The organism is Rhizobium sp. RHZ02, from assembly GCF_014851575.1.
GTDB lineage: Bacteria > Pseudomonadota > Alphaproteobacteria > Rhizobiales > Rhizobiaceae > Rhizobium > Rhizobium altiplani.
Window position 1 is genome coordinate 580,850 of record NZ_JACUZX010000001.1, and the last position, 25,715, is coordinate 606,564.

The window sequence follows — 25,715 nt, forward strand, 5'->3', positions numbered from 1 at the left end:
TCAGGCTCCTCCGTACTGGCGGACGCGCGGGTCCAGCATGGCAAGCAGCATGTCGGCGATGATGTTGCCGACGATCAGCGTGGCGGAAAGCACCATCATGAAGGTGGCCGTGACATAGACGTCGCCGATTGCCATGGAGCCGACGATCGCCGGTCCAACGGTCGGCAGCGAGAAGATGATCGCGGTCTCGATCTCGCCGGTCAGCATGTAGGGAAGCACGACGCCCTGATACATAACGAGCGGATGCAGCGCGTTCGGCACCGCGTGGCGCATGACAACAGCACTGCCGGAGAGGCCCTTGGCGCGAGCCGTTTCAACATATTGCGCGTTCAGCGTATCGAGCAGATTGCCGCGCATGACACGCATGTTGTAGGCGAGCCCGCCGAAGGTGGCGATGGCGACGACCGGCCAGACATGGCTGACGAGATCGACGAACTTTGCCCAGGACCACGGCGCCCCGCCAAATTGCGGCGAGAAGAAGCTGCCGATTTCCGAGACGTTGAACTGGAAGACCAGGAGGTAGACGATGATCAGCGCCATCAGGAAGCGCGGCACCGTCATGCCAAGGAAGGAGATGCCGGAAAGAAGGCTGTCGATCCAGCTATACTGGCGGGTTGCGGCCCAGATGCCGAAACCGATGCCGAGCACGGATGCGAAGATGTGGCAGACCAGTGCCAGCGCCAGCGTGCGCGGCAGGCGTTCGGCCACGACATCGGCAACAGGCTTGTTGTAGAACATGCTGTAGCCGAAATCGCCGCGGGTAATGATGCCCTTGATCCAGTTGACGTACTGGATGACCATCGGTTGGTCGAGGCCGTGGGCGATCCGGTATGCCTGGGCCTGTTCATCCGCCTGCGCGAATGAGGCACCACTCTGATTGATCAGCTGCGAACGGATGTAGTCGGCATAGTCACCGGGCGGAGCCTGGATGATCGCGAATGTCACGATGCTCAAAATGATGAGGACCGGAATCGCAGAGGCTATGCGCACGAGCAGGAATCGTAACATCGGACGGTTCGCTTCTCCTTGCCGCCGGTCGCGCCTGTCGGTGCGGCTGGCTTGTTGATATTGCCCGGCCGCGCTTCACGCGCGACCGGAGTCCTCGTTGGGAGGGGAGCTCTTAGTTGTTCGGACCTTTGTCGCCAGGCTTGCCAGGCAGCTGTTCGGGGAACAGCTCGTATTTGCCCTGCTTGTCGGCGGCCACCCACAGACGCTCGCGGATGACGGAATCCTCGGCCCAGTTGAACATGAAGATCGGAGTACCCGCAGGGACGTTCGAGAAGCGCTTGTTGACGATCAGGGCACCCGGATATTCCGTGAGGCCAACCGTATCGACATTCTCGGTCGCAACCTTCTGGTACTGCTTCATCAGCTCGACCTTCTCGTTGTTGTCCTGACTGCTCTGGAACTTCGTGATGATATCGACCATCTTCTGTTCGTAAGGCATCAGGTCAACCTTGCCGTCCTTGCCGGCACGATGTTGCCAGCTCGTCCGCGGACCGACAGGCGCCAGCTGTTCGGTGTTCTGGACGACCGAGGCAAGCTCGGGCGAGCTGCGCTGGATCAACCAGTCGAAACGGCCGGCGTAATGGGCGTCGTCACGCTTCGGGCCATCCAACGCATTGAGAATGACCTTCAGGCCGAGCTTTTCCATCTGGCCGATGACACCCTCGGCAAGGCTCTTGTCCGTGGCGTAGCCATTGTTGACCAGAAGCACGATTTCGATGTTCTTGCCGCCTTCCGTTCCCGCCGGGAAGTTCAGGAAGCCATCGCCATCGGTGTCTTTCAGGCCGGCCTTGGCGAGCAGTTCCTTCGCACCCTTGAGGTCGAACGGATAATAGACCACGGAGTTGCGATCATAGAAGCTCGTGCCCGATGAGAGGCCGCCGGGATAGATCGCCGTGAATGGACCCTTGACCAGCGAGTCGCCGATTGCCTTGCGGTCGAGACCCATGGTGACTGCCTTGCGGAAGTCTTCGTTCCGGTTGAGTTCACGGATGGCCTGGCCGCGGGCATCAGGGTCGCCCCATCCGTTTGCGGAGAGGTTCATGCGCATGTTGTAGCCGATCAGGCGTGGGCCGAAGGCCAAACGTGCCGGTGCCGTCTTTTCGGCTGCGCGCTTCAGCGAAGCCACGAAATTTTCGGGCTGCTCAAGATTGGAGAAGTCGCCGGAACCGGCAACGGCCTGCACGTCACGATCAGCCCAGGTGGACAGCTTGTAGTGCAACTCGTTGAGATAGGGCAGCTGGTTGCCCTTTTCGTCGACCTTCCAGTAGTAGGGGTTGCGGCGCATGACGATAATGTCGTCGGGACGGTATTCGACCGGCACCCAGGCACCCATGACCGGCATGTTCATGAATTCCGGCGGGAAGGCATTCTTGAACTGGTCGTAAGTGTTCTTCGAATACTTCGGATGCTGCGGCTTCAGGATATGCGACGGGCCCGGGCAGAAGCTCGGATAGGCCATCGTGTAGAGATACTGCTTCGGGAAAGCATCCTTGAAGGTCCATTCGACGGTGTAATCGTCGATCTTCTTGAGCGTCGTTCCCTCGCCGAAGGCCTCAGGCGATGCGCCGCCTCCAAGCGGCGAAACGTTCGGATCGATGACTTCGTCGTCCCAGTAGAACATGATGTCGTCGGCGTTGAACGGCGCGCCATCCGACCACTTGGCACCTTCAACCAGATGCATGGTCAGCTTGTGGCCATCCGGCGACCAGTCCCAGCTCTTGGCGAGGTTGGGAAGCGGCTCGGTATCCTTTGCTTCGACCTGGAAGAGCGGCGCGGTGCGCGTCAGGCACTCCGACAGGCCGATATCGATGCCGCCCCAACCCTGTGTCTGGCCGGCGCCATAGTTCCAGCCTTCCGGCCGGCCGCCGATGACATGGCGCATCGTGTCGCCATAAACGCCGATGCCGTCGACCATGTTGTCGGTCTTGAAGACGAGAGGTTCCTTTGGCAGTCGATCCTTGACGGGCGGCAGCTTGCCGCTGTCGACGAAGTTCTTCGTGACCCAGTCCGGCTCGTGATACTGTGGAAGCGCCTTGAATTCCTCGATGGAGTCTCTCGATACGTATTTGATCTTGCCTTCCGCCGGAAACTGCGGCGGAACAGGCGGTGTCGTCGGCTCGGAAGCATAGGCGTTCAATGCCGAGACCGAGACGCTCAGCGCCAGTCCGGCAAGAATGCCAAGGTTGCGGATATTACTCATCGTCTCTCCCTTTGTTTTTCGGGGTGCTTGTGGCAACCCCGCTTCTCCTCAAACGATCCGGCGACGGGCCTTCGGCGATGAGTTCCCTCCCGGAGCCCCATCGCCACCCGTGTCCGGAAGCTTTAGACGGCCTGCTTGAGTGCAGCCTTTTCGGCACGCAGCTCGTCGATGGAACGGACGTTGCGACGGGCGGCACCTGCCCAGTCGCGGGTCTTGACAGTCGATTTCGCCAGACGTTCCTTGGCAGCCGGGATTGCATCCGCATATTGCGGCAACCAGCGCGCCTGGGCGACGACCATCTCGTCGACCATCTGCCAGACCTCCTCCGGCGTCGCGACGGCACCGACCAGCGGATCGTGCAGAACGGCGAGCTTCAAAAGGTCGATATCGCCACTGACGGCCGCATGAACCGACATGCGTTGAACGTTGATCGACGCCATGCAGGTGGCCGCACATGCTTCGGGGATCGTGATACCGGAAACCATGTTGATGCCGAAGCGGTCGACGAAGCCGGGGGACTCGATAATCGCATCGGCTGGCAGGTTGGTGATGATCCCGTTGTTCTTGAGGTTGAAGTGGCCGCGGTAGACACGTCCGGTTTCGAGGGCTTCAAGAATATGGCTCGCATGCTCGTTTGAACGCTTGGCCCGATCGATCGGTTTTGATGCCGACTCCAGGAATTGCGGGAATTCGGTTTCGAACCAGTTGCGGGTCTCGGTGGAGTGACGAAGATAGCCGCCGGTTTCGCCATGGATCCAGTCGGACATGTCGATCCACTTGGTGATCTCGTCGGGGCGCTTGCGGTACCAGGGAAGATACTCGGACAGATGGCCGTTGCTTTCCGTGGAGTAGACCCCGAACCGCTTCAGCACGTCGATGCGCAGCTTTTCCTGCTGCGAGAAGACGGGATGGGCTTCGAAGGCGGCAACCAGCTCGTCCTTGCCGATCTTGCGACCATTGAGTTTGAGATCGACAAACCAGGTCTGGTGGTTGATGCCAGAGCAGATGTAGTCGAGTTCGGAAGGCGATTTCGCGCCGAGCACCTCAGCGATCTGTTCGGCGCCATGCTGGACCCCATGGCAGAGACCGACCGTATCGACCTTGCCGTATTCAATGGCGGCCCAGGTATTCATTGCCATCGGGTTTGCGTAGTTCAGGAACTTCGCACCCGGCTCTGCGACTTCACGGATGTCTTTGCAGAAATCCAGAATGACAGGAATATTGCGCTGGCCGTAGAGAATGCCGCCGGCGCAGATCGTATCGCCGACGCACTGGTCGATGCCGTACTTCAGCGGAATGCGGATGTCATCGGCGTAGGCTTCCAGGCCGCCAACGCGCACGCAGCTGATGATATAGCGCGCACCCGTCAGTGCCTCGCGGCGGTTCGTCGTCGCCGTAACCCTGGTTGGCAGCTTGTTGGACGAAACGATCGTGTCGAGGATCTGCTTGATCATCTGCAGATTATGTTCGCTCATGTCGGTAAGCGCGAACTCGACGTCCTGGAATTCCGGCACACAGAGGATGTCGGTGAACAGTTTTTTTGTGAAGCCGACGCTGCCTGCGCCGATGATAGCGATTTTGAAACTCATGATCCTTGCCTCAATGCGATCAAATTTGCCGGCGCTGAACGATGAGAAGAAGAAATGGACCCGGACTTGCGCCCGAAGCCAAAAAAGGCCAGAAATCCGGCTTATTCTCCTCCCTGCCGCTCCTCGGTGCAGGCGGTGTTCTCTCTCTTGGGGGCGGATTATGCGCATATTCGGCGGGGCCGCCAGAGAAGGATTATGCTTTCATGGGTAATTTTGTGCTGCAAAAATTGATTGACAACGGGCCGGTCATGAGGACCGTGTCGCTGCCGCGTGGCCGCCAGAGCCTGCACACAATGCCGACCAGCACAGGCTACGAGATCCGGGAGAATGCGACCTACGACTGGGATGGCAGAAAGCGCGGCCAAACACCGTTCACCGTCCTGCAGCATACGATCAAAGGCGCGGGCAACCTGCGTTACGAGAATCGCCAGCTTCGGGTGAAAGAAGGCGAGACACTGCTCGTGCTCGTCCCGCACAATCACCGCTATTGGCTTGAAGATGGGGACCGCTGGGAGTTTTTCTGGATTTCGATGAACGGCGAGGAGGCGCTGCGCATCCACCGCTCGATCCTCGCGGTGACCGGACCGATCCTGAAACTGCAACCGCAAACGATCGAGCATCTGGCAGATTGCAGTCTCCGGCTGATCAATGGCGCGGAGACGCCGGGCCTGGCTTCGGCAATCGCCTATGAGGCGGCCATGGCGCTGTACGACGATGTCTTCGGTTCGCATCCTGTTTTCAGTGAAGAATACCGGACGATGCAGCATGTCATCGACTACATCATGGCGAATTTGGAACGTCCTCTGCCGGTCGAGGATCTTGCGCGGGTCGCAGGCCTCAGCAGGGCCCATTTCTCGCGAATGTTCGCAGCCAACGAGGGCCTGCCGCCGGCCGAGTTCGTCCTGCAGAAACGACTGAAGCGGGCCGTCAAACTGTTGACCAAGACCGCGAACATGCCCGTCAAGGAGGTCGCAATCCGCTCAGGCTTCGAGGACGCGAACTATTTTTCCAAGGTCTTTCGGCGCATCTATGGCACGAACCCGACCGAGTTTCGGACCACGGGCATGTATGCGAGCGTCGGCAGGCAAGGCTGACGCCCGCCTTATTGACGGCCCTGCCCTACGGCCCACTGCTATAGGTAAGGCTCGGATACCAGGTCGGCGGCCGCCCATCCGGCGTTGTGTCGAGCACGGTCCACAGCGGCATGAAATCTGGCGCGCCGCGCGGATCCTGGCCGGGATCGGCAGTTGCGGGGCCCATTTCCGGGTTCCAGAAGTGATGGATGACGCCATCCTTGATCGTGAAGACGTTATAGGCAGCGTCATCGCCGCCATCAGGACCAATGGCGTGATAGTCGCGACTGAATTCGTCCGTCGTGTCGGAGTAGAGTGGCAAGTGATGCCAGCCGCGCTCCTTCTTGAACGCCAGTAAGCGTTCAATCGGCGAGCGCGCGACGACGGCAAAGGCGACCTGCTGGTAAATATCGGGGACTTCTCCGTCGAGCGCCGACAGCATGGACGTGCACATCGGGCATGGTCGTTCGCGTTGCGGCCCATACATGTAGCTGTAAATCACCAATGTGGATTTGCCCCCGAACAGGTCTCTCAACGTAACCGCGCCATCGGGGCCCTGGAAGCGATAGTCCATCCGGACCTGACCGCCTGGCGGCAGCGCGCGGCGCTGCTCGGCAACGCGTTCGATATGTCGGCGCAACTCGATTTCCTCGGCGAGCAATTCATCGCGGGCCTGCCGATACTCGGGGCTTTCGTTCGGAAAACTGAGGCCGTTTCTTCTGGCCAGCTCCCGCGCGGAAACAAGATTGTTCGCATCCATCACATCAACTCCTCCTGATATTGAAAGGACGACTGGGCGGATTTCGAAACCGCCGTCCAACAAGGAACGTTTGGGGACGGCAAAAATCGACAACTCGTTCTGACTTTTTGATGGTCCCGCAAGGGTTCATTTGCCAGGTGCTTGATTTTGCTAGCCTACTATCCGCCTTGCAGATGGACCATATTCGCTTGTCTCAGGCTTTGGCCCCCTTCCCCGCTCCGATTTGCGACCTATGTCCTTCTTGTCCTTCATCTCCTGGAAGGACGAGGGAGGCTTCGAGGCATCGTGGCAACCGGTGCTTCGAACCCTCCCTCCAATGGAGGCCCTTCACGCCCTGGCTCGAAGCAGTCGCACTTTTCTGTATAATGCGATAGATCGGCGGGTTTGCGGCGCCAAGCTATGGCGTGGCTTTCGGCGTGAGCGTCAGTTCGGATCCATAGGCATCGCGCAACTCTTCATCTCCGGTTCGGCGGTCTTCGGCCTTGTGCAACAGGGTTGATCTGAAGCCGCGCGCGTGTGTCCCGTCGATTAAAGTCACGTCGGAATTTCCCGGATTGTCGGAGCGCTCGAACCAATCGACGGCATGCTGGAGAAAGTTCATTTCGAACGCCCTGTTGGTGACACCATGGCCGACGATGATCAGGTCGTTGTTGCCGTCGCGCACGTCGCTCGTCACGGTTTGAAGGAATAGACGAAGCCGCTGGGCCACATCCGCCCTGCTCTCGCCATCCGGTGGCCTTGCGTAGAACTTCCCGCTGTTGCTCCGCAATCTCGCCCATTTCTCGAACTCATCAGGAAATTTCTGTCTTCGCTCCGCGTGGTCATAGATTTCGGTGAAGAGACCGAAATCCTGCTCGCGCAACAGGTAGTCCTCACGAACGCTTCTGACCAATCCGGGAGGCAGCGCCTCCAGCAAGGCGTCCTTGCTTTGCCGCGTCCGCATATAGGGAGAATACCAGACGTCAATTTGTCGTATCTGTCCGCGCGGCAATTCGGCAAGATAGGCTGCGATCGCTCGCCCGGCCGCCAGTGCTTGCCGATACCCCCACTGCGTCAACGGAACATTATGGTCGCCGAACTGACGGTAGGCTTGTTCATTGATATTGCCTAGCGATTCGCCGTGTCGAACGAGGAAGATATGCATTAGCCGCCGCTTTCGATATCCGATGCGCTTATCATGAAGTGAGAGCCGGCTGGCTGCAATGCAGAAGACGCAGCAAGCTGTGCGCCCACCAATCACCTGGCCGGCTGTCAGGGCAGACGGGACGGAAAAGACCTCCAGAGCCTCTCGCAAGAGGGCTGCCCGGATGGAACATACCCGTATTGGCACAAAGAGATTTGTCGGCATAAGGATCATCGAGAATGTCAAATTTCCGCCGCGCGCCAATTCTCTGGCTAGGCTCGTTTGGATAACACCACGGCTGCCATGTAGGGTTCGTGAGGCCGGGGACCTTCAACCAGTCTACGCTCAAACCGGTTGAACAGTTCAGTGACAAATGCGGCCGGATTGCGAGATGGCTCGATCAAGCTCGCGATTGTCGGCTCGCACCAGGCTTGCATCATTGCCGTGTGACGCTTGGCGAACGCCAACACATCACCGTTCCTTTCGAATTGCTCCCAACAAGGATCAGCAAGCCTGACGAGATCCAGATGCTCGAGTTCTAGATCGGCGAAATTTTCACCTTTCAAGAACGGTTTTCTGATCTCCTCCAAGGTCCGTATGCCGATCGGTATTGTGATGCGGGTCTGCTCTCGTTCCGAAAGCCAGCCATCCGTCCTCATGTCGCTCAATGCCGACCAGAGCTCGCCAAGGAGCCATTCCCAACCAGTGATGTCGGCTGTGCGGGCCGTAAAGCCCGCCACGAGTTTCCCGCCAGGGCGCATTTCCCGTGACCGTAGGACCAGGAAGCGCTCCCAATCTTTCGCCTGTTGTCGCTTTACCGCAGAAATCACTTCAGGCGTGGCACTCATTCCGGCGAGAATGTGATCAGGCGCTTCGATCATTCCGGTACTCATCCACTGTAATGACCACGTCGACCATCCGAGATCCACGCGTTGACGTGGGAACAATGGCTCGAAATACGACCTGCCGATCGCAGAGGGAAAAACGTCAGAAGCTTCATTCATGTAGCTGTCAGGGCTTGAAGAAAGCGCTTCAAACAGAGCCGAAAAATCATTCGTGGGAAGGTCAGTGTGGACGACTTCGATTGGCACGGACGGTCCCGACCGGAGCCTCAACGCCTTAATCGCCACGCGCATGGGGGTCATCGAATTGCGGCCTTGTGAGGAACCATAATCGACGATGGTGAAGGGACCCTCGCCCGCGGCGATTGTCCGGCACGCCGTTTCCCACAATGAAAGGAGTGCTGAAATGCCAGTGGCCTGCATTGAGGAATGACGGTTGTAGAAGCCGTCTCCTTTCATTGCCGCCAGATGAGATCGCGGTGGATCGTTTGGCATGTCCGAGCCTCGCTTGGCTTAGCGGCAGCTTAACAAACCGACCCCAAAATGGCGAGCCAATCCCCAAACAGTGGCTGAAGGCTTTGCCAACACAGAAACGCCTTCATCCCACGTCCTGCGCGTCACCACGACCTCAGCGCACCACTTCCCTGCGCCGGTCACAAGGTTTGGTTCGTCATTCCACCCTCGCTCGCAGTCGAACTGGCTCGCATAGCTGCATCGACCGTTGTGCGGTTTGGATGGCGCCTCACGCTGCGTCCAGCTCCGAGTCGGTGGCGGGCCCCTTGAACTGGAGTTCGGCCAGCCGTTTGTAGAGGCCGCCGTTGCGCATTAGAGAGGCGTGCGTTCCTTGCTCGACGATCCGGCCCGCATCGACCACAAGGATCCTGTCGGCCTTGAGAACGGTCGCAAGCCTGTGAGCGATCACGATGGTCGATCGATTGTCCATGAGCTGTTCCAAGCCCTCCTGTACGAGCTGCTCGTTCTCGGCGTCAAGCGACGCGGTTGCCTCGTCGAGCAGGAGGACAGGGGCGTCCTTCAGTATAGCGCGGGCAATCGCCAACCGCTGCCGCTGTCCTCCAGAAAGGGTCAGACCCCTTTCGCCAACGACAGTGTCGTATCCATTCTCAAGGCCGGTGATGAAACCATGCGCCTGGGCCTTGATCGCGGCTGCGACGACCTCGTCCCGCGTTGCTTCGGGTCTTCCGAACGCGATGTTTTCGAAAATGGTGGTCGCGAAAATCGTCACCTCTTGTGGCACGATCGAAATCTCCTTGCGGAGGTCTCGCGGGGCGATGGAGCGCACGTCTCGTCCATCGATGGAAAGGCGTCCGGCGCTGCCGTCATAGAATCCGAGCAGAAGCGAAAAGACCGTGCTCTTTCCGGCACCCGATGGCCCGACGAGAGCGACCGTCTCTCCCGGAGAGACCGTCATGGAAAGTCCGGCGAGGATTTCTTTCTGGGGGGTGTTGGGATAGGAGAAATGCAGATCTGATACCTCGATGCCACCGCGGACGGGGCCGCGAAGCGGCATGCTTGCCTCAGGCTCGCGATCATAGGTTTGTTCATTCAGCAGCTCGAAAAGCCGACCGGCGGCTCCTGCTGCCTGCGCCAGCTCACCCCAGACTTCCGATAGAGAGCCCAAGGAGCCGGCTGCAATCACCGAGTAGATCAGAAACTGACTGAGACTTCCTGGCGAGAGCGTGCCGGCGAGGACTCTGTGCGCCCCAAGCCAGAGGACGCCGACCACACTGCCGAATATGAGTGCGATGGCAAAGCCTGTCAGGCAAGCGCGCGAGCGTGCCGCCGCAACGGATTTGCCATAGGACATTTCGACGTCGCAGACATACCGTTGACGGGCAGTATCTTCGGCGTTGAAAGACTGCACCGTCCGGTTTGCCGCTATGATTTCGCTGGCATAGGCGGAGGCGCCTGCAAGCGAGTCCTGGGCCGCTCGGGACTTTTTCCTGACTGAGCGGCCGAAGACAATCAGCGGTGCGAGGATCAACGGGATCACCGCGAGGGCGATCGATGACAGGCCAGGGCTTGTCACGAACATCATGCCGAGGGCGCCCGCGCACAGGATTGAGTTTCTCAACGCCACCGAAGCTGTCAGACTGACCGCCGTCTTGATCTGGGCAGTGTCACCGGTGAGACGCGAGGCAATTTCGCCGGAGTGGTTCGAATCGAAAAACTGGGCGGGAAGTGACAGGACGTGGCCAAAGACCTTCTTCCGGAGATCGGCTACCAGGCGTTCTCCCAGTGCCGTCACGAAATAGTATCGAAGAGCGCTGGCAATTGCCAAAGCCACTGCCAGAGCCATTGCCATCAGGAAGTAGCGGTTTATGAATTCGCCATCGCCCTGCCCGAAGCCGTTGTCAATCATGCGCCGAACGGCCATCGGTAGCGCAAGTGAAATCAAGGCTGCGGCGGTGAGGGCAAGCGTCGCGCCGATTGTCAATCGTCGGTGGCTTCCAAGAAGAGGAACAAGCCGCCGCAGGTGTGCCAGGGCTTGCCGCCTCGACGGCGCCGGACCTTCCTTTCCATCTGCTTGATCATTCTGCGCGATGGCAGCTTGCCGGTCGTGTTGAGCTATCATCAAGGCCGTCTTCTCCTGAGGAATTCGATAACGTCTTGTCCACCGGAAGGACCAAGACGTCTTTGATCGCGATCAATTATTGGCGGGCCTTCTGGCCATGCCGGGGCTGCCGAACGGGTGTGGTTTCCTCGCCCGCCGGCGACTGACACCCTCTTCAGGTTGGCAGGAGGCAGTCGACAGGGCCGGGAACAGTCGCCAATACTATCTCCAAGCATCCCCGCCCTGGCAGAGCCTTGTCCGTCGCAGTTGCGTTTTGGTTTCCGTAGCGTATGGCTCATTTCGAATGAGCGAAATCCTTGACCATCCACGGGCAATGACGAGCACTGTCGCTCGCAATTGCCAGTCCGAATAGCGCTGGCTAGGCCACGTGCCGCGCCAGCGCGCAGCGCGCCCAGAGCGAATGCAGCGCCTCGACGAGATGTTCGATGTCGGCGTCGCTGTGCAGCGGCGTCGGGGTGATGCGCAGGCGCTCGGTCTTCTTCGGCACCGTCGGGTAGTTGATCGGCTGCACGTAGACACCGCAATTGTCGAGCAGCAGGTCGGAGATCCACTTGCACTTGGCCGCATCGCCGACCATGACAGGCACGATGTGGCTCGGGTTCGGCATGTGCGGAATGCCGCGCTGATCGAGCAGCGCCCTCAGCTTGCGGACCCGATCCTGGTGGCGTGCGCGCTCGAACGGGCTGACCTTCAGATGCTGGATCGAGGCAACCGCACCGGCAGCAAGCGCCGGCGGCAGCGCCGTCGTGAAGATGAAACCAGAGGCAAACGAGCGGATGAAGTCGCACAGCGCCGTCGAGGCGGCGATGTAGCCGCCCATGACGCCGAATGCCTTGCCGAGCGTGCCTTCGATGACCGTCAGGCGGTCCATCAGGCCCTCGCGCTCGGCAATGCCGCCGCCGCGCGGTCCATACATGCCGACGGCATGCACTTCGTCGAGATAGGTCATCGCGCCGTATTTGTCGGCAAGATCGCAGATCTCCTTGAGCGGGGCGATGTCGCCATCCATCGAATAGACCGATTCGAAGGCGATCAGCTTCGGCGCCTTCGGATCTGCGGCGGCCAGCTTGGCTTCGAGATCATGGATGTCGTTGTGCTTCCAGATCACCTTGTCGCACTTGGCGTAGCGAATGCCTTCGATCATCGAGGCATGGTTCAAGGCGTCGGAGAAGATGATCAGGCCGGGGATCTTGGCGCCGAGCGTGCCGAGCGCCGCCCAGTTGGAGACATAGCCCGAGGTGAAGATCAGCGCCGCTTCCTTGCCATGCAGGTCGGCCAGTTCGTGCTCGAGCAGAACGTGGTAGTGGGTGGTGCCAGAGATATTCCGGGTGCCTCCCGCACCCGCGCCACAGTGATCGATGGCATTCTTCATCGCCTCGATCACCTTCGGGTTCTGGCCCATGCCGAGATAGTCGTTGGAGCACCAGACCGTGACTTCCTTCGGGCCGTCCGCCGTGTGTCGCGTGGCGCGCGGAAAGCTGCCGCGGTGACGCTCAAGATCGGCAAAAACGCGATAGCGACCTTCGCTGTGAAGGCCATCCAGCTCGCTTTTGAAAAACGCCTCGAAATCCATGTCATGCTCCTTGATTCTGCAAGCAGCGATACACCGGCTCCCGAGCCCCGTATTTGATCTCCGTCAAGTTGCTGAACATCTCGCAGGCTCCGTGAGGAAGCACGGCAAAATTTGGAACGCGCCATGCTGTCGCGCCTTTTGTGCTGCCGGCCAGGCTTCGTGCAATCGGGGCGCTGAAGCGGTCTTCAAATATTTTCGATCACTCCGGGTCGCTTCGAGATGTTTGACCAGGATCAATTATCGAGGCGCAATCAGGCGCTATGGCTCGTGGCATGAGTTCATATTCAAACGTCGCAAAATACGTCAAAGGCCTCGCGCAGCCCACCCGGTTCGTCGAGATGTCAGATCGGGCAATCCCCGTTCTATCGGCACTGACGATGCTGTTCTTTCTGATTGGCCTTTACCTCGCCTTCAGTTCCGATGTGGACTACCAGCAAGGCGCGACTGTCAGAATAATGTATGTTCACGTTCCTGCGGCGTGGATGGCGATGCTGTGCTACACGGTCATGACGCTGAACGCCGTTGGATCGCTGGTCTGGCGACACCCTTTGGCAGACGTTTCAGCCCGCGTGGCAGCGCCTCTCGGCGCCGCGTTCACTTTCGTGTCCCTTGTCACTGGCGCGATCTGGGGTAAGCCGATGTGGGGGACCTGGTGGGTCTGGGACGCTCGGCTGACGTCCATGTTCGTGCTGTTCATCATGTACCTTGGTATACTGGCGATCAATCGCGCCGTTGACGAGCCGACGCGGGCTGCCCGCGTCTCCGCGGTTCTCATCATCGTCGGGTTCGTGAACATTCCGATCATCAAATTCTCGGTCGAGTGGTGGAACACACTCCACCAGCCCGCAAGTGTCCTGAGATTTGACGGGCCCGCTCTCGACATCGAATTTCTGCGACCGCTGCTGATCATGGGCCTCGCTTTTACCGCGCTCTTTGCGACGCTTTACGTCGCATCGATACGAAACGAGATCTGGCGAAGAAAGTTGATCTCTCATTACAGGCTCGCAGCAAGGGCCGCGTCACAAAGGGATAGTTGAGATGACGCATCAGGAGTATGTTTTCGCCGCTTACGCGCTGGCCTTCTCGGTGATGTTTGCGATGGCGGCGAAGGTTTGGATTACCAGCCGAAGCTACCGCCGACAGGTCGAGGCGCTCGCGGTCGTGCGTCGCCGGTCAAATCGCGAAGAACGCTAGGATGCGGAGTTACCTCGTAGCGGCAATCCCGCTCGTCGCATTCCTCGGAATCGCAAGTGCTGTGGGCAACGTGCTGTACCGGGAATCGGCCGACGGATACACTCCTTCTACACTCCCCTCCTCCCTTATCGGCCAACCACATCCACATGTGGATCTTCCGCCGCTCGCCGGTTCATCAACGCCAGGACTGGCGGACGCCGGCATCCGGGGGCGGGTGACCGTCGTCAACATCTTCGCCTCATGGTGCATTCCATGCCGTCAGGAGCACCCGGTCCTGATGGAACTCGCCAAAGACACCCGCATCACCGTCGTTGCGATCAACTACAAGGACGCTCCCGAAAAGGCGTTGCCATTTCTACGCGAGAACGGGAATCCTTTCGCCGCAATCGGGATCGATGCAAGAGGCAGGGCTTCGATCGACTGGGGCGTTTATGGTGTTCCGGAGACATTCGTCATCAACCGGGATGGACGCATCGTGGCCAAGCACGTTGGTCCACTCGACGCAGCTGCGCTTGCCAAAGATATTCGCCCGTTCTTGGACCAGGCCCTCGCGGACGGGTGACGTTCATCTTGACTTGCGACTCGCCTGGCCGATGTCCGATCTGTGGCCGCCACCCGAGCGCCAATCGGAACTTGCCATCTTTGACATCGGTCAAAGATTTCGTTCCGGTGCTGTCCTATATTGCTGTCGCGGGTCGGGCGATGCCCGTGTCAATGCTGGGAACTTGACAGAGGCTTGTTCGATTTCGGGGCGCGAAGCGAACAAGCCTCCTCGTCCCAACGGCTCCAGTAGAGGTGCCCTTCGCGACCGCTTCTCAAGTTCATGTTTGCGAAACCAACCGACTGGTTGCTACTGAAGATCGATGTTAGCCCGAGGCAATGTCGGAGCGGTCTGCACTGTCGGGCGTGATGACATGCAGTCGGTCGCGATAGCCGCCGATTCCCAAGCTTTCGACAAGCGTGCGCACTGCCGTTCGCTTCAGATCCGATTCCAGGTGGCCGTCCAGGGTCACTTCGCCGTTCTTGACAGAGACTTGCACCCTTTGCGGCGTCAAACCGAGGTCGGACCTCAGACGCGTACGTACCGCCAGACGAATACTCTCATCCTCCCGAGGAAGTGTGGTCGGCGGCGCGTCGAGAATGATTGCCAGAATGTCGCGCCGGCTCACGATACCGACAAGTCGCCCGTTCTCAACGATGGGTAACCGCTTGATTCGGTGGGCCTGCAGGCTATCGGCGATGTCTGACACCTCGCTCTCCGGCAATGCGACAATGACGTCGGGAGACATGACATCTGCCACGGACCAGCCATGAGTGCGAATGTAGCGCTCAAGGTCAAGTTCCGAGGTGACTTCGGACACGCGAGATGACCGCAGCGAAACCCGGATTTCCCGCCGGAGGAGAAGATCGCCTTCCGTCAGCATACCACAAACGCGTCCCTCGTCGCTGACGACTGGCAGGCCGCTGATGTTGTTTTGAAGCATGACAGCGACTGCATGCCGCACACTAGCCGCCGGGCTGATTGAAACCACGTTGGTGGTCATTATGTCCTTGGCCTGCATCTCATGCCTCGCTCTTCCGGAATGCTGCTGGCACGACGGTAGAATGAGCAAAGCAGTTCAACATTGATCTCAGTCAAAGACCATCGCCATGCATAAGTCGGTCGAGTTTTTTCTCTTCCTCTTCGCTGAGGCGACTGCCGGTCGGCACCTCCACGCGACGCCGCGCGAAGACGATCAGCGACAGCCCGCCTGCGACGACGAGCAGGAGCGGCGCGCCCCACAAAAGGATCGTCTTCGTCTCGAAGCGCGGCTTCAACAGCACGAACTCGCCGTAGCGCGAGACGATGTAGTTCATCACCTGCTCGTTCGTATCGCCATCGGTCAGCCGCTCGCGCACCAGGAGGCGCAGGTCCTTCGCAAGCTCGGCATTGGAATCGTCGATCGACTGGTTCTGGCAGACCATGCAGCGCAGTTCGGCGGAGATCGCCCGGGCGCGCGCCTCGAGCGCCGGATCGGCAAGAACCTCGTCCGGATTGACGGCAAAGGCCGGCGCGGCCGACAGAACTATCGCTATCACCAGGAGCAGACGCCTCATCATTCGGCCGGCTCCATGGCAGGACGCAGCGGCTTTGCCCTGCGGTTCGGCGCCCCGACACGCAGGCGCCGGTCGCTCAGCGACACGAAGCCGCCGATCGCCATGATCACCGCGCCACCCCAGATGCAGAGAATGAAGGGCTTCCACCAGATGCGTACGACCATGCCCCCGTCGTTCGTCGGATCGCCGAGCGACACATAGAGCTGGCTCAGCCCGAACGTCACGATGCCGGCTTCCGTCGTCGGCATCTGCCGCGCCGTGTAGATCCGCTTGGACGACCAGACATCGGCAACCTCGACGCCGCCGCGGCCGATGGTGAAGTGACCGCGCTCTTCGCTGTAGTTCGGTCCGGTCGCCGGCTTCATGCCGTCGAACCGCACGGCGTAGCCGCCGGCTTCGACCGTCTGGCCGGGCTTCATCTCGATGACATGCTCGGTTTCGAAGGTGGTCACCGCGACGATGCCAAGGACGGCAACGCCAAGCCCGGCATGCGCGAGCGCCGTGCCGAAGGCCGAGCGCGGCAGGCCGGCAAGGCGTCTCCAGGCGACCGAGGCCGCGACCTTGCCGACGCCGGCGCGATACCACAGATCGGCGATCGCGCCGAAGATCAGGAACAGCGCCGCAGCTAGGCCAAGCACGGCAAGCACGGGACCGCCGTGCTGGACATAGAAGAAGACCACCGCAACAACAAACGCCAGAATCGCGACCAGATAGAGCCGCTGCAGAACAGCGAGCAGATCGCCGCGCTTCCAGGCCAGCAGCGGGCCAAAGGGAACGATGACCAGCAGCGGCGCCATCAGCAGGCCGAAGGTCATGTTGAAGAAGGGCGGCCCGACCGAGATCTTGTCGCCGGTCAGCGTCTCCAAAAGCAGCGGATAGAGCGTGCCTGTCAGCACCGTGCCGCAGGCGACGGTGAGGATCAGGTTGTTGAGGACAAGCGCCCCTTCGCGCGAGATCGGCGCAAACAAGCCGCCGGCCGACAGCTGCGGCGCGCGGAAGGCAAAGAGCGACAGCGACCCGCCGATGAAGATCAGCAGAATGAACAGGACGAAGACGCCGCGGGTCGGATCGCTGGCAAAGGCGTGCACCGAGGTCAGGACCCCCGAGCGCACGAGGAACGTGCCCATCAGCGACAGCGAGAAGGTCAGGATGGCAAGCAGCACCGTCCAGATCTTCAGCGCCTCGCGCTTTTCCATGACGAGCGCCGAATGCAGCAGCGCGGTCCCGGCAAGCCAGGGCATGAAGGAGGCATTCTCGACCGGATCCCAGAACCACCAGCCACCCCAGCCGAGCTCGTAATAGGCCCAGTAGGAGCCCATGGCGATGCCGAGCGTCAGGAACGTCCAGGCAGCCAGCGTCCAGGGCCGCACCCAGCGCGCCCAGGCGGCATCGATGCGGCCTTCGAGAAGGGCAGCCACGGCAAAGGAGAAACAGACGGAGAAGCCGACATAGCCGAGGTAGAGCAGCGGCGGGTGGATCGCCAGACCGACGTCCTGCAGCACCGGGTTGAGGTCCTTCCCCTCGGCCGGGGCCGGATCCAGTCGCATGAAGGGGTTGGAGGTCAGCAGGATGAACAGGATGAAGGCGACCGATATCCAGGCCTGCACGGCGAGCACGTTTGCCCGCAGCGTATCGGGCAAATTCCGTCCGAAGACCGCGACCAGGGCGCTGAACAGCACCAGGATCAGCAGCCAGAGCATCATCGAGCCCTCGTGATTGCCCCAGACGCCTGACAACTTGAACAGCAGCGGCACAAGCGAATGGGAGTTCTCCCAGACGTTGGCGACAGAGAAGTCGGAGACGACGTGGGCGTAGGTCAGGACTCCGAAGGAGAACGCCACCAGCGCGAACATCGCCAGCGACCCGACAGAGGCCAGATCCATCATCGCACGGTCGAGGCGCCTTGCACCGATCACCGGCACGATGGAAACCACGAGCGCCGTCGCCAGCGCCAGGATCAGGGCATAGTGGCCGATCTCGATGATCATTGCGGTTCTCCCGCGTGTTGCCACAGCCCTTGCTCTTTCAACTTGTCGGCAACTTCCTTCGGCATATATTTCTCGTCGTGCTTGGCCAGTACCGTATCGGCGACGAATTCATGGCTCGCCCCTTCGAACCGGCCTTCGGTCACCACGCCCTGCCCCTCCCGGAACAGATCTGGGAGAATGCCGGCGTACGTGACGCTGACGCTCTCTCCGCTGGGGTCGGTGACCGCGAATCGAACTGTCGATCCTTTCCCGCGCACGATACTGCCCTCGCCCACCAGGCCACCGAGACGTATACGGGTTTCCGGTGCCACCGGCGTTTTCGCCAGATCGGAAGGCATGTAGAAATAGGCCACCGACTGGCTGAAGGCGAACATGACGAGAAGCACCGCCGCAATGATGAAGCTCATGCCGCCGCCGATCACCGCCAGGCGCTTTTGCTTGCGTGTCATTCCGTCATTCCCTCTCAATGCCAAGTTCGCGCGCCAGTGCGACCAGTTGCTTTCCCTGTTCGCCCGTCGCAGGGAAGACCGCGAGCCCGCGCTGCAACGCCTCGACCGCGCGTGTTCTTTCGTTCAGCACGGCATAAGAACGCACAAGCCGCATGAAGCCGTCGAAATTGTTGGGCTCAGCCCGAAGCCTGCTATCAAGGCTTTCGACCATCGCCTGTATCGTGTGCTGCGGCTCTGCCGCATCAGGGCTCTGTGTGGTCGAAAGGCCGCGCTCGCCTTTTGGTCGGTCCGACCCCTTTCTCCCTGTGGCGGCAATAGGGCCTCCATTCTTGGCAATGTGCTCGTTGACGAGCGGCAGCCAGGGGGCATCTGCCGGAGAACTCCTGGCTATCGCCTCGAAAGCACTCCTTGCTTCAGCCTGACTGCCAGCCTGCTCCTGGCCGAGTGCCAGATAGAATTTTGCGCGTGGATTGTCAGGTTCAATAGCCAGTATCTGCAAGAGGACCGCATGAAGGTCCTCGGCAACCGCCCCGCCAGACTGCGTTATCAACGCCGCCGCCAGTCCCTCGAGCCTCGAAACCTGCGGTCCGAGGAGACGAAGCGCGTTCCGGTAAGCTCGCTCCGAATCGGCTGCACGGCCCATTCGGAGATAGACAGGTGCTATAACGTCCCATCCGCGGCCGTCATTCGGGCTGCGAGAAAGATGGTCTTCGGTCTTCCTTACAAGAATTGCAAAATCCTGTCCTGGATCTGCCAGCCTTGCTTGCAGGGGGCGTGAGGGCATGTCAGGTGATCCAAGGGAGACGTACAGTCCGACACTCAGCAAGGGAAGAAATGCGACGACGACAGGACGGAGCCAGTAACCGGGCCGTTTTACCGATAAACGGCGTTCTGGCGCTTCGCTCTCCTTGAAAAGGCGCCGCGCTGTCTCTGCCCGGGCCAACTCGTATTCAGTTGGCAGAATGTCTCCGGATGCAAGCTCGTTTTCGAGTTCCAGAAGCTGCTTTCGGTAGAGGTTGTCGGCTCTCCTTGCTTGTATCGGCCGAGCGCGCCCCGAAGAAAGTGGATGCAGCAGTATGGCTGTTGTTGCGGTCGTCATCACCGCGAAGAGGATCCAGATAGTCATTTTTCCTGACGCCGTTGCTGGTCGGAAAATAGCCAAACCCGCAAGGCACACATTGACGAAGATCAAATACTGGAAGAGTAGCTTGGCCGCCCCGTAAACACATAACCCACGCCGCGTACGGATTGTATGAGCTCCGGGCTCTTGGGATCTGTCTCGATCTTCTTGCGAAGCCGGACGATCTGGGCGTCGATCGCCCGGTCGAAGGCCTCGAGATTCCGGTTTCGGGTCAGGTCCATGAGCTTGTCCCGCGACAGCACACGACCCCGGTTGCGGACAAACACGAGCAACATGTCGAACTCGCCGGTGGTCAGGGACACGTCGGCGCCGAGGGGAGAGGTGAGCCGCCTTCGCGAGACGTCGAGCCTCCAGCCTTCGAACTCCAGGCTTTCCTCGTCGAGGGCGCCGGACTTGGAAGGCAGGCCCGAGGAGGTGCGTCTTCTCAGCACGGTCCTAAGCCTCGCAAGAAGCTCTCTGAGATGGAAGGGCTTGGCAATGTAATCGTCGGCGCCGACCTCAAGTCCAACCACCTTGTCGGTGACATCGTCCTGCCCGGTCAGCATCAGGACCGGCACGTCAGAGGTGCCACGAAGCTCACGCAGCAGTTCGAGACCGTTCTCTCCGTTCGGCAGTACCAGGTCGAGGAATATGGCCGCGTAGGATTCCCTTGCCAATTCGGAGCGCATGGCTGTGCCGTTACCGACGGCCGTCACGCGGAATCCGTTGTCCTCAAAATAGCGAACTAGCATCTGTCTTATGCGCGCGTCATCGTCGACGACCAGAATACGGTCAGCGTCCATCTGTGCCTTGTGCCCTGCTGTCATCCTTCCATCCAGATAACGTAGGATGAGGGACAATGCCACCGGTTCGCAGGCAGTTGATGCCGGTTGCGCTTTCCTGTCCGCAAAAACATCTGGCTATACGCCTCATCGAAATCAGATAGCCCGAAAAGGGTCGACCTGGATGATTTGCGTAGATGGAGCCCTCTCGCAACAGCGCCCCGGGAACCGCAACCAAAAGTCCCTTGGATATCGAATGGGCGGGGAGCGTCTGGGTAGAATTTGGTCCAAGCAGTTTCGAGTATAATTTCGTCCGTTACTCCCTCAATGAACAGGACTGGTCCGGTCGTATTCTTTAATACATGGGTGATGTCGAGCTGAGCTTTTCCTCTGTGAACGTTATCAGCCCGGCAGATAGTGACCTTATCAGTTCGCCTCTGTCTTTTCCCCGTTGAACTCGAGCATGCGGATGTTGCTCGCCACCTTCGTCTCGACCGTAAGCGCGTTATGGCATGTGATAAGGATGTGCTTGGTGCGAGTGCCATCATCAGAGATGGCGTGCGTCTGTCCGAGAAAATCGGATTGCCACTCAGGATGAAGGAAGGCGTCTGGCTCATCCATGAGCGTGATGCAATTGCGGCTCCTGAAGAGCTCGGAGATTGCAAACGGATAGACGGACTGAAATTGGCCATCACTGAAAGCCCGCGATGATACTCATGTGTTCGCCGCCAGTCAGAGTGGGATCGAAATGTCCTCAATCATTCCCAACGCCCACAGGGCATTGAAAAGGCAGAAAACCTCATCCTGAGTGTCCGCGGAGAATGTGTTCCTGAACTTCGCTATATCGATCTCGATGCGATAAGTATCGCTGTCCCGTCTGTAATGGGAGCTAGGTGGAGGCCCGTTCTTCGAAGCCAGCTTCTCGGCAGGCCGTATCACCTGCCCGCTTTGCGGCCGCCCATTCCGGCACTCAAGCAAGTATGGCCGCCACTGGAACTGCTCTCATAGTAGAACGGCTCCTCGACGATGAAGCGCGATGTCCGAGCCTGGATATCGCCGGCCGAGAAAGCGCGGCTCCTGCTGAAGCGACGCGTGACGAGAGTCACCTCCCGAGGATACGAACCGCTGATTGCCGCAGCATGCGATCCATCTACAGGAGAACGTTAACGATACTCTCATTGGTAGTTCTACGGATATGAAACCTGGAACTCCTTCGACACTATTCAAATGGTAAGGACGCGACGTGAGCAAGTGGTGACGTCGGTAAAGAATATCATCAGAATAAGCCTCTACGTCCTCGCATTCCATTTGCAACGCAGTTTGGAGTGAAAAGATGTACGTCAGAATTGTAAGTCTCGCGCTACAAGTTTTCTGGACTGTCTCATTCACGGTCCTTGCTTGTATTGCGCTGCAATACATCGGAATGAACGTCAACGTGATCGCAATATCAATCGTAGTCGCACTTGCTGTCCTGCTCTATGGCCCCGTCGCGAGATTCTTCAATCAGTAGAAAAATGAGAGGAAGAGACAATGCAGCATGCGCTTTCGACAGACATCACTGTAGATGACGACTTCCAGCCGCTTTCGGATGAGATGCTTGATGTCGTTTACGGCGGAGGCAGAATTGGCGACGCCGCCAAAGGCGCCGCTATCGGCGGCTTTTCCGGCGCGATCGGGGGAGCGGCTGGCGCTGCGTCCGTCGGGGGAAGTATCAGCCACGGGGCGATAGCTGGTGGTGTCGGAGGCGCCATTGCGGGTGGAATACGGGGTGGGCTGAGTGGCGGTGGCGGCAAAAAATAGCGCCGCTCCCAAAATAGCTGACGCTGAGCACTGGGGGGACGCGTCCCCTCCCAGTGCAAACTAGCGTTAGTGGGACTGGTTCTTTTCCTAGGCCGCCGGAAGCGCGATTGCAGAAGAACGATTCAGAGCAAAGCCCAGCGGATCGTGACCCACCCAATGTGTTCCGCGATGAGGTGTTTGTCAGCCAGCGCGACGGCCTTAAAGGCGAGGTACAATTAGCAATCCCGCTTTCTTTCACGCTGTTGGGCGCTGTGCTGTTTTCGACCATTCTAACGGCGGCAGTGTTTGTTACCATGGCGACCTATTCACGGATCGAGGTTGTTGAAGGGTGGGTTGTGCCTCAAGCGGGCCTGATCCGGATACAGGCGCGGCATGGAGGAATTGTCGAAAGCCTCAGCATCGACGATGGGACCGATGTCGATGCCGGTTCAAAGGTTGCGATGATGAAGGTGACGTCATCTTTTCAGTCAAACGATGTTGGCCGAATGCTTTGGCGCAGCGCGGGCGTTGAAATCGACTCTAACCGAGAGCAAGAGAGACTTTCACTTGAAAAGCTCAGAACAGAACAGTCCCGTCTATCGGGACAGATTGGGGTCCTGGAGTCAGCACTGGAGGTGGCAAAACAACACGAGCAGACGATAATGCGGCGGGTTGCCCTTCTCGAAACCCGAGCAGCTAGAACCGCTCAACTCGTTCTGAAGGGCGCGATAACAGCGACAGATGGAGAAAAGGCGCAGCTCGAACTCCTGATCGCTCAGCAGGATCTCTCCGAAGCCCAAGGAACCAATTTGGATCTCGAAAGTCGGATAACGGACGTCAGAGCGAATTTGGACGGCCTGCCATTCGAGATAAAGGCGTCAGCGGCGAAAGCGCGCGCGATCGACGCCGAATTGGAGCAAAAGCAACTTAAGACGGCGTTGTTGAATTCTTACGAAGTCACCGCGCCTGTTAGCGGCCAAGTTGTCGCCGTCCCGGTGATGGTTGGACAGGACGTGGCGGCCGGAGCGACGCTTGCTGTCATCGCCCCCGCAGGTAGCGCGCTGGAAGTTGAATTATATTTTCCATCCCGCGCCGCGGGTTTTGTGGTGGCCGGGCAGGAAGTTCGCGTACGATACCAGGCGTTTCCCTATCAAAAATTTGGGACAGCCAAGGCAACGGTCCGATCCGTATCGCGAACGATACTCGCACCCGGCGAAATTTCTACACCCGGCGTCACGCCGAAGGAGCCGGCCTTTCGAGTAAGAGCCACCTTGGCCGGCACCCAAATCCGGGCTTATGGGCATCAGATTCAGATCCGTCCGGGAATGCTTCTGTCCGCAGACCTGGTCATTGAGCGACGAACTCTTTTCGAGTGGCTGCTCGATCCCATATATGCCGTGAGACGGCTACAATGAACCGTCTATTGCCTCGACTTCCCGACCGCTTGCCGATCGTTCAGACCGCAGAACAAGCTGAGTGTGGTTTGGCATGTGTCGCGATGATCTGCCGGTATTACGGTCATGGCATGGATCTAAACGGCTTTCGTCAGCGGTTCGAGGTTTCTCAGAACGGGATGACCCTAAGGACCTTGATGCACATCACCAGCCAGATGCATCTCGCCCCAAGGGCTTTCCGGACAGAAATCCACACCCTGTCCAGGGTCAAATTGCCCGCGATCCTCCATTGGGACCTCAATCACTTTGTTGTCCTGAAACGGATCGGCCGAAGAAGAGCAGTCGTCCACGATCCCGCTTTCGGGATACGGACATTGTCGAGAGACGCCCTCTCTGACCATTTCACTGGCGTTGTGCTTGAGCTCACCCCAAGCGCCGATTTCTCCAGGATAGCCGCACTTTCCCCTCTCAAGCCATCGCATCTCTGGTCCAAGATAACAGGCGTTTGGCCTGTCGCCCTACAGGTGTTGGCGCTTTCTGCCACTCTCCAGGTGGCAGCGTTCGCTATCCCTTTTCAGATCCAATTGGTCATCGACCAAGCAGTAGAGCAAGGTGACCTCGATTTCCTCGCCGTGGTGGCAGTGGGTTTCGCCCTTCTGGTCGTCGTTTACGCTCTGACCGAGGCCCTACGCAATTGGAGCCTGCACGTATTAGCAGCCACTGTTCTCTATCAGATCGTCGGTAACATATTTCGGCACCTCCTCCGCTTACCTGCCTCGTTCTTCGAGAAGCGTCATATCGGAGATATCTTGTCCCGAATGGGCTCGACCAAGTCTATACAGGAAGCCTTGACACACGGAATGGTCGGCGTGGCGATCGATGGCACGATGGCGATTGTTGCCGCCATAATATTGCTTGCCTATTCAACGCAACTCGCTGTTGTAGTGTTGTTTTCACTGTTGATTTATCTGTTTGTCACAGCTTTTTTCTATCCCCTTATGAAAGAGAGATCTAACGAGCAACTCATTAGCTCCGCGGTAGAACAGTCCTATCTGATGGAGACTGTGCGCGGCGCCACTACCATCAAGGTCCTTGGCGGTGAGATAGATCGCGAGGCCAACTGGCGGAACCGTTACGCCGAAGCGATCAATACCGCATTGCGATTTGACCGCCTCGAGGTCGTCCTCAAAGCAATTCAATCAGCCATTATCGGCCTGCAGAGCGTCGCTGTTGTCTATGTCGGCGCTCGGCTAATACTCACCGGTAGTGGCTTCTCGATCGGCATGCTAATGGCCTTTCTCTCATTCCGGCAAACCTTCAGCGACAGGATTGCCTCGCTCGTCGGTGAGATCGTTCAGTTCAGGCTTCTGAAAGTGCATCTGGACCGCTTGGCTGACATCGTCACAACCCCTACGGAAGTGGCAGACGAGCTGGGAGTTTCCTACGACAAGACGATTGGCACACTTGAAATGGTGAACGTGTCCTTTCGTTATGCCTCGGCTGAACCACTTATTCTGGACAGCGTAAACTTCAAAATCGAGCCCGGAGAATTCGTGGCGATCACGGGTCCGTCAGGGGGCGGCAAAACCACCCTGTTCAAAGTTCTCCTGGGCTTGCACTATCCCGTCTCCGGCAAAGTGCTCGTCAATGGAAGTCCAGTATCTCCGCAACATTGGCAATTATACCGGCGCCAGATTGGCGCAGTCATGCAAGACGATCGCCTTTTGTCCGGCTCTATTGCCGACAACATCGCGTTCTTTCAAGCTGATCTTAGTATGGATCGTGTTATCGAAGCAGCTAGGGCGGCGAGAGTTCATGACGATATAATTCGCATGCCTATGCAATATCGATCACTTATAGGGGATATGGGGTCCTCGCTCTCGGGAGGACAACGTCAACGCGTGCTGTTGGCGCGGGCTTTGTACCGGCAGCCGCAGCTTCTTCTGTTGGACGAAGGTACGGCAAATCTGGATGAACGAGCAGAAGAAGCCATAGCGGATATTTTGTCGGAGATGACCATCACCCGCATTGTGATTGCGCATAGGCCAGCACTGATGAATCGCGCTACAACGCTGATCGAAGTCAATAATGGCCAGATAACGGTAGTGCCCAGGGACATCAAAAAATCCTGCAAAAGATTTGACTGAGCGA

The 25,715-nt window shown here is 58.9% G+C and carries 22 protein-coding genes; 7 read left to right on the forward strand and 15 right to left on the reverse strand.

What is annotated here, in order from left to right:
- The 3 genes from IB244_RS02730 to IB244_RS02740 all read right to left on the reverse strand — a co-directional run bounded on the left by IB244_RS02730 (position 1) and on the right by IB244_RS02740 (position 4,797).
- On the reverse strand, positions 1-1,008 hold the full coding sequence (locus IB244_RS02730) for an ABC transporter permease (protein WP_018858448.1): 1,008 nt from the start codon (positions 1,006-1,008) through the stop codon (positions 1-3).
- Between the two features lie 112 nt (positions 1,009-1,120).
- Positions 1,121-3,208 (reverse strand): ABC transporter substrate-binding protein, encoded by a 2,088-nt coding sequence (locus IB244_RS02735; RefSeq protein WP_192303083.1) that lies wholly within the window; start codon positions 3,206-3,208, stop codon positions 1,121-1,123.
- Between the two features lie 122 nt (positions 3,209-3,330).
- Entirely contained in the window at positions 3,331-4,797 is a 1,467-nt protein-coding gene (locus IB244_RS02740; RefSeq protein ID WP_192303084.1) for an alpha-glucosidase/alpha-galactosidase, read from the reverse strand.
- A 203-nt stretch (positions 4,798-5,000) separates the two neighbouring features.
- On the opposite strand from IB244_RS02740, the gene IB244_RS02745 reads away from it, so the two are divergent.
- Positions 5,001-5,891, forward strand: coding sequence for an AraC family transcriptional regulator (locus IB244_RS02745; RefSeq protein ID WP_025661259.1), 891 nt, complete (start codon positions 5,001-5,003; stop codon positions 5,889-5,891).
- A gap of 25 nt (positions 5,892-5,916) precedes the next feature.
- Here the strand turns inward: IB244_RS02745 and IB244_RS02750 are convergent, their stop codons facing one another.
- From IB244_RS02750 to hemA, 5 genes are all read right to left on the reverse strand, one after another.
- The gene (locus IB244_RS02750) at positions 5,917-6,630 is read right to left on the reverse strand and encodes a DUF899 family protein (protein ID WP_192303085.1); all 714 of its coding nucleotides are present in this window, start codon (positions 6,628-6,630) and stop codon (positions 5,917-5,919) included.
- 397 nt (positions 6,631-7,027) lie between these two features.
- On the reverse strand, positions 7,028-7,774 hold the full coding sequence (locus IB244_RS02755; RefSeq protein ID WP_192303086.1) for a histidine phosphatase family protein: 747 nt from the start codon (positions 7,772-7,774) through the stop codon (positions 7,028-7,030).
- A 251-nt stretch (positions 7,775-8,025) separates the two neighbouring features.
- Entirely contained in the window at positions 8,026-9,090 is a 1,065-nt protein-coding gene (locus tag IB244_RS02760) for a class I SAM-dependent methyltransferase (protein ID WP_246734284.1), read from the reverse strand.
- Positions 9,091-9,337: 247 nt separating this feature from the next.
- The gene (locus IB244_RS02765; protein WP_192303148.1) at positions 9,338-11,188 is read right to left on the reverse strand and encodes an ABC transporter transmembrane domain-containing protein; all 1,851 of its coding nucleotides are present in this window, start codon (positions 11,186-11,188) and stop codon (positions 9,338-9,340) included.
- A 358-nt stretch (positions 11,189-11,546) separates the two neighbouring features.
- A complete protein-coding gene (hemA, locus tag IB244_RS02770) occupies positions 11,547-12,761 on the reverse strand; it encodes a 5-aminolevulinate synthase (RefSeq protein ID WP_192303087.1) in 1,215 nt (404 codons plus the stop codon).
- Between the two features lie 272 nt (positions 12,762-13,033).
- On the opposite strand from hemA, the gene IB244_RS02775 reads away from it, so the two are divergent.
- The 3 genes from IB244_RS02775 to IB244_RS02785 are packed head-to-tail and all read left to right on the forward strand — an operon-like array spanning position 13,034 to position 14,517.
- Positions 13,034-13,798, forward strand: coding sequence for a heme ABC transporter permease (locus tag IB244_RS02775; protein WP_192303088.1), 765 nt, complete (start codon positions 13,034-13,036; stop codon positions 13,796-13,798).
- Position 13,799: 1 nt separating this feature from the next.
- Positions 13,800-13,955 (forward strand): heme exporter protein CcmD, encoded by a 156-nt coding sequence (locus IB244_RS02780; protein WP_192241320.1) that lies wholly within the window; start codon positions 13,800-13,802, stop codon positions 13,953-13,955.
- A gap of 1 nt (position 13,956) precedes the next feature.
- Positions 13,957-14,517, forward strand: coding sequence for a DsbE family thiol:disulfide interchange protein (locus IB244_RS02785; RefSeq protein ID WP_192241321.1), 561 nt, complete (start codon positions 13,957-13,959; stop codon positions 14,515-14,517).
- 304 nt (positions 14,518-14,821) lie between these two features.
- Here IB244_RS02785 and IB244_RS02790 read toward each other — a convergent pair whose 3' ends face one another.
- The 7 genes from IB244_RS02790 to IB244_RS02820 all read right to left on the reverse strand — a co-directional run bounded on the left by IB244_RS02790 (position 14,822) and on the right by IB244_RS02820 (position 21,012).
- Positions 14,822-15,517, reverse strand: coding sequence for a CBS domain-containing protein (locus tag IB244_RS02790; protein ID WP_192303089.1), 696 nt, complete (start codon positions 15,515-15,517; stop codon positions 14,822-14,824).
- A 73-nt stretch (positions 15,518-15,590) separates the two neighbouring features.
- Positions 15,591-16,055: a cytochrome c-type biogenesis protein CcmH gene (locus IB244_RS02795; protein ID WP_192303090.1), complete on the reverse strand. Its 465-nt coding sequence runs from the start codon at positions 16,053-16,055 to the stop codon at positions 15,591-15,593.
- Positions 16,052-18,040 (reverse strand): heme lyase CcmF/NrfE family subunit, encoded by a 1,989-nt coding sequence (locus IB244_RS02800; protein WP_192241324.1) that lies wholly within the window; start codon positions 18,038-18,040, stop codon positions 16,052-16,054. Before IB244_RS02800 ends, IB244_RS02795 begins: the two co-directional genes overlap by 4 nt.
- The gene (gene ccmE, locus IB244_RS02805; protein WP_192303091.1) at positions 18,037-18,489 is read right to left on the reverse strand and encodes a cytochrome c maturation protein CcmE; all 453 of its coding nucleotides are present in this window, start codon (positions 18,487-18,489) and stop codon (positions 18,037-18,039) included. The genes IB244_RS02800 and ccmE overlap by 4 nt, the downstream gene beginning before the upstream one ends.
- 4 nt (positions 18,490-18,493) lie before the next feature.
- Positions 18,494-19,615: a c-type cytochrome biogenesis protein CcmI gene (ccmI, locus tag IB244_RS02810; RefSeq protein WP_192303092.1), complete on the reverse strand. Its 1,122-nt coding sequence runs from the start codon at positions 19,613-19,615 to the stop codon at positions 18,494-18,496.
- A 62-nt stretch (positions 19,616-19,677) separates the two neighbouring features.
- Complete coding sequence (locus tag IB244_RS02815) at positions 19,678-20,436, reverse strand: response regulator (protein WP_246734285.1); 759 nt, start codon at positions 20,434-20,436, stop codon at positions 19,678-19,680.
- 381 nt (positions 20,437-20,817) lie between these two features.
- On the reverse strand, positions 20,818-21,012 hold the full coding sequence (locus IB244_RS02820; protein WP_409564043.1) for a hypothetical protein: 195 nt from the start codon (positions 21,010-21,012) through the stop codon (positions 20,818-20,820).
- 909 nt (positions 21,013-21,921) lie between these two features.
- Between IB244_RS02820 and IB244_RS02825 the strand changes: the two genes are divergently transcribed.
- The 3 genes from IB244_RS02825 to IB244_RS02835 all read left to right on the forward strand — a co-directional run bounded on the left by IB244_RS02825 (position 21,922) and on the right by IB244_RS02835 (position 25,711).
- The gene (locus tag IB244_RS02825) at positions 21,922-22,191 is read left to right on the forward strand and encodes a hypothetical protein (protein WP_169684050.1); all 270 of its coding nucleotides are present in this window, start codon (positions 21,922-21,924) and stop codon (positions 22,189-22,191) included.
- Positions 22,192-22,298: 107 nt separating this feature from the next.
- A complete protein-coding gene (locus tag IB244_RS02830) occupies positions 22,299-23,585 on the forward strand; it encodes an HlyD family secretion protein (RefSeq protein ID WP_192303093.1) in 1,287 nt (428 codons plus the stop codon).
- Positions 23,582-25,711 (forward strand): peptidase domain-containing ABC transporter, encoded by a 2,130-nt coding sequence (locus IB244_RS02835; RefSeq protein ID WP_192303094.1) that lies wholly within the window; start codon positions 23,582-23,584, stop codon positions 25,709-25,711. The genes IB244_RS02830 and IB244_RS02835 overlap by 4 nt, the downstream gene beginning before the upstream one ends.
- Positions 25,712-25,715 lie beyond the last annotated feature (4 nt).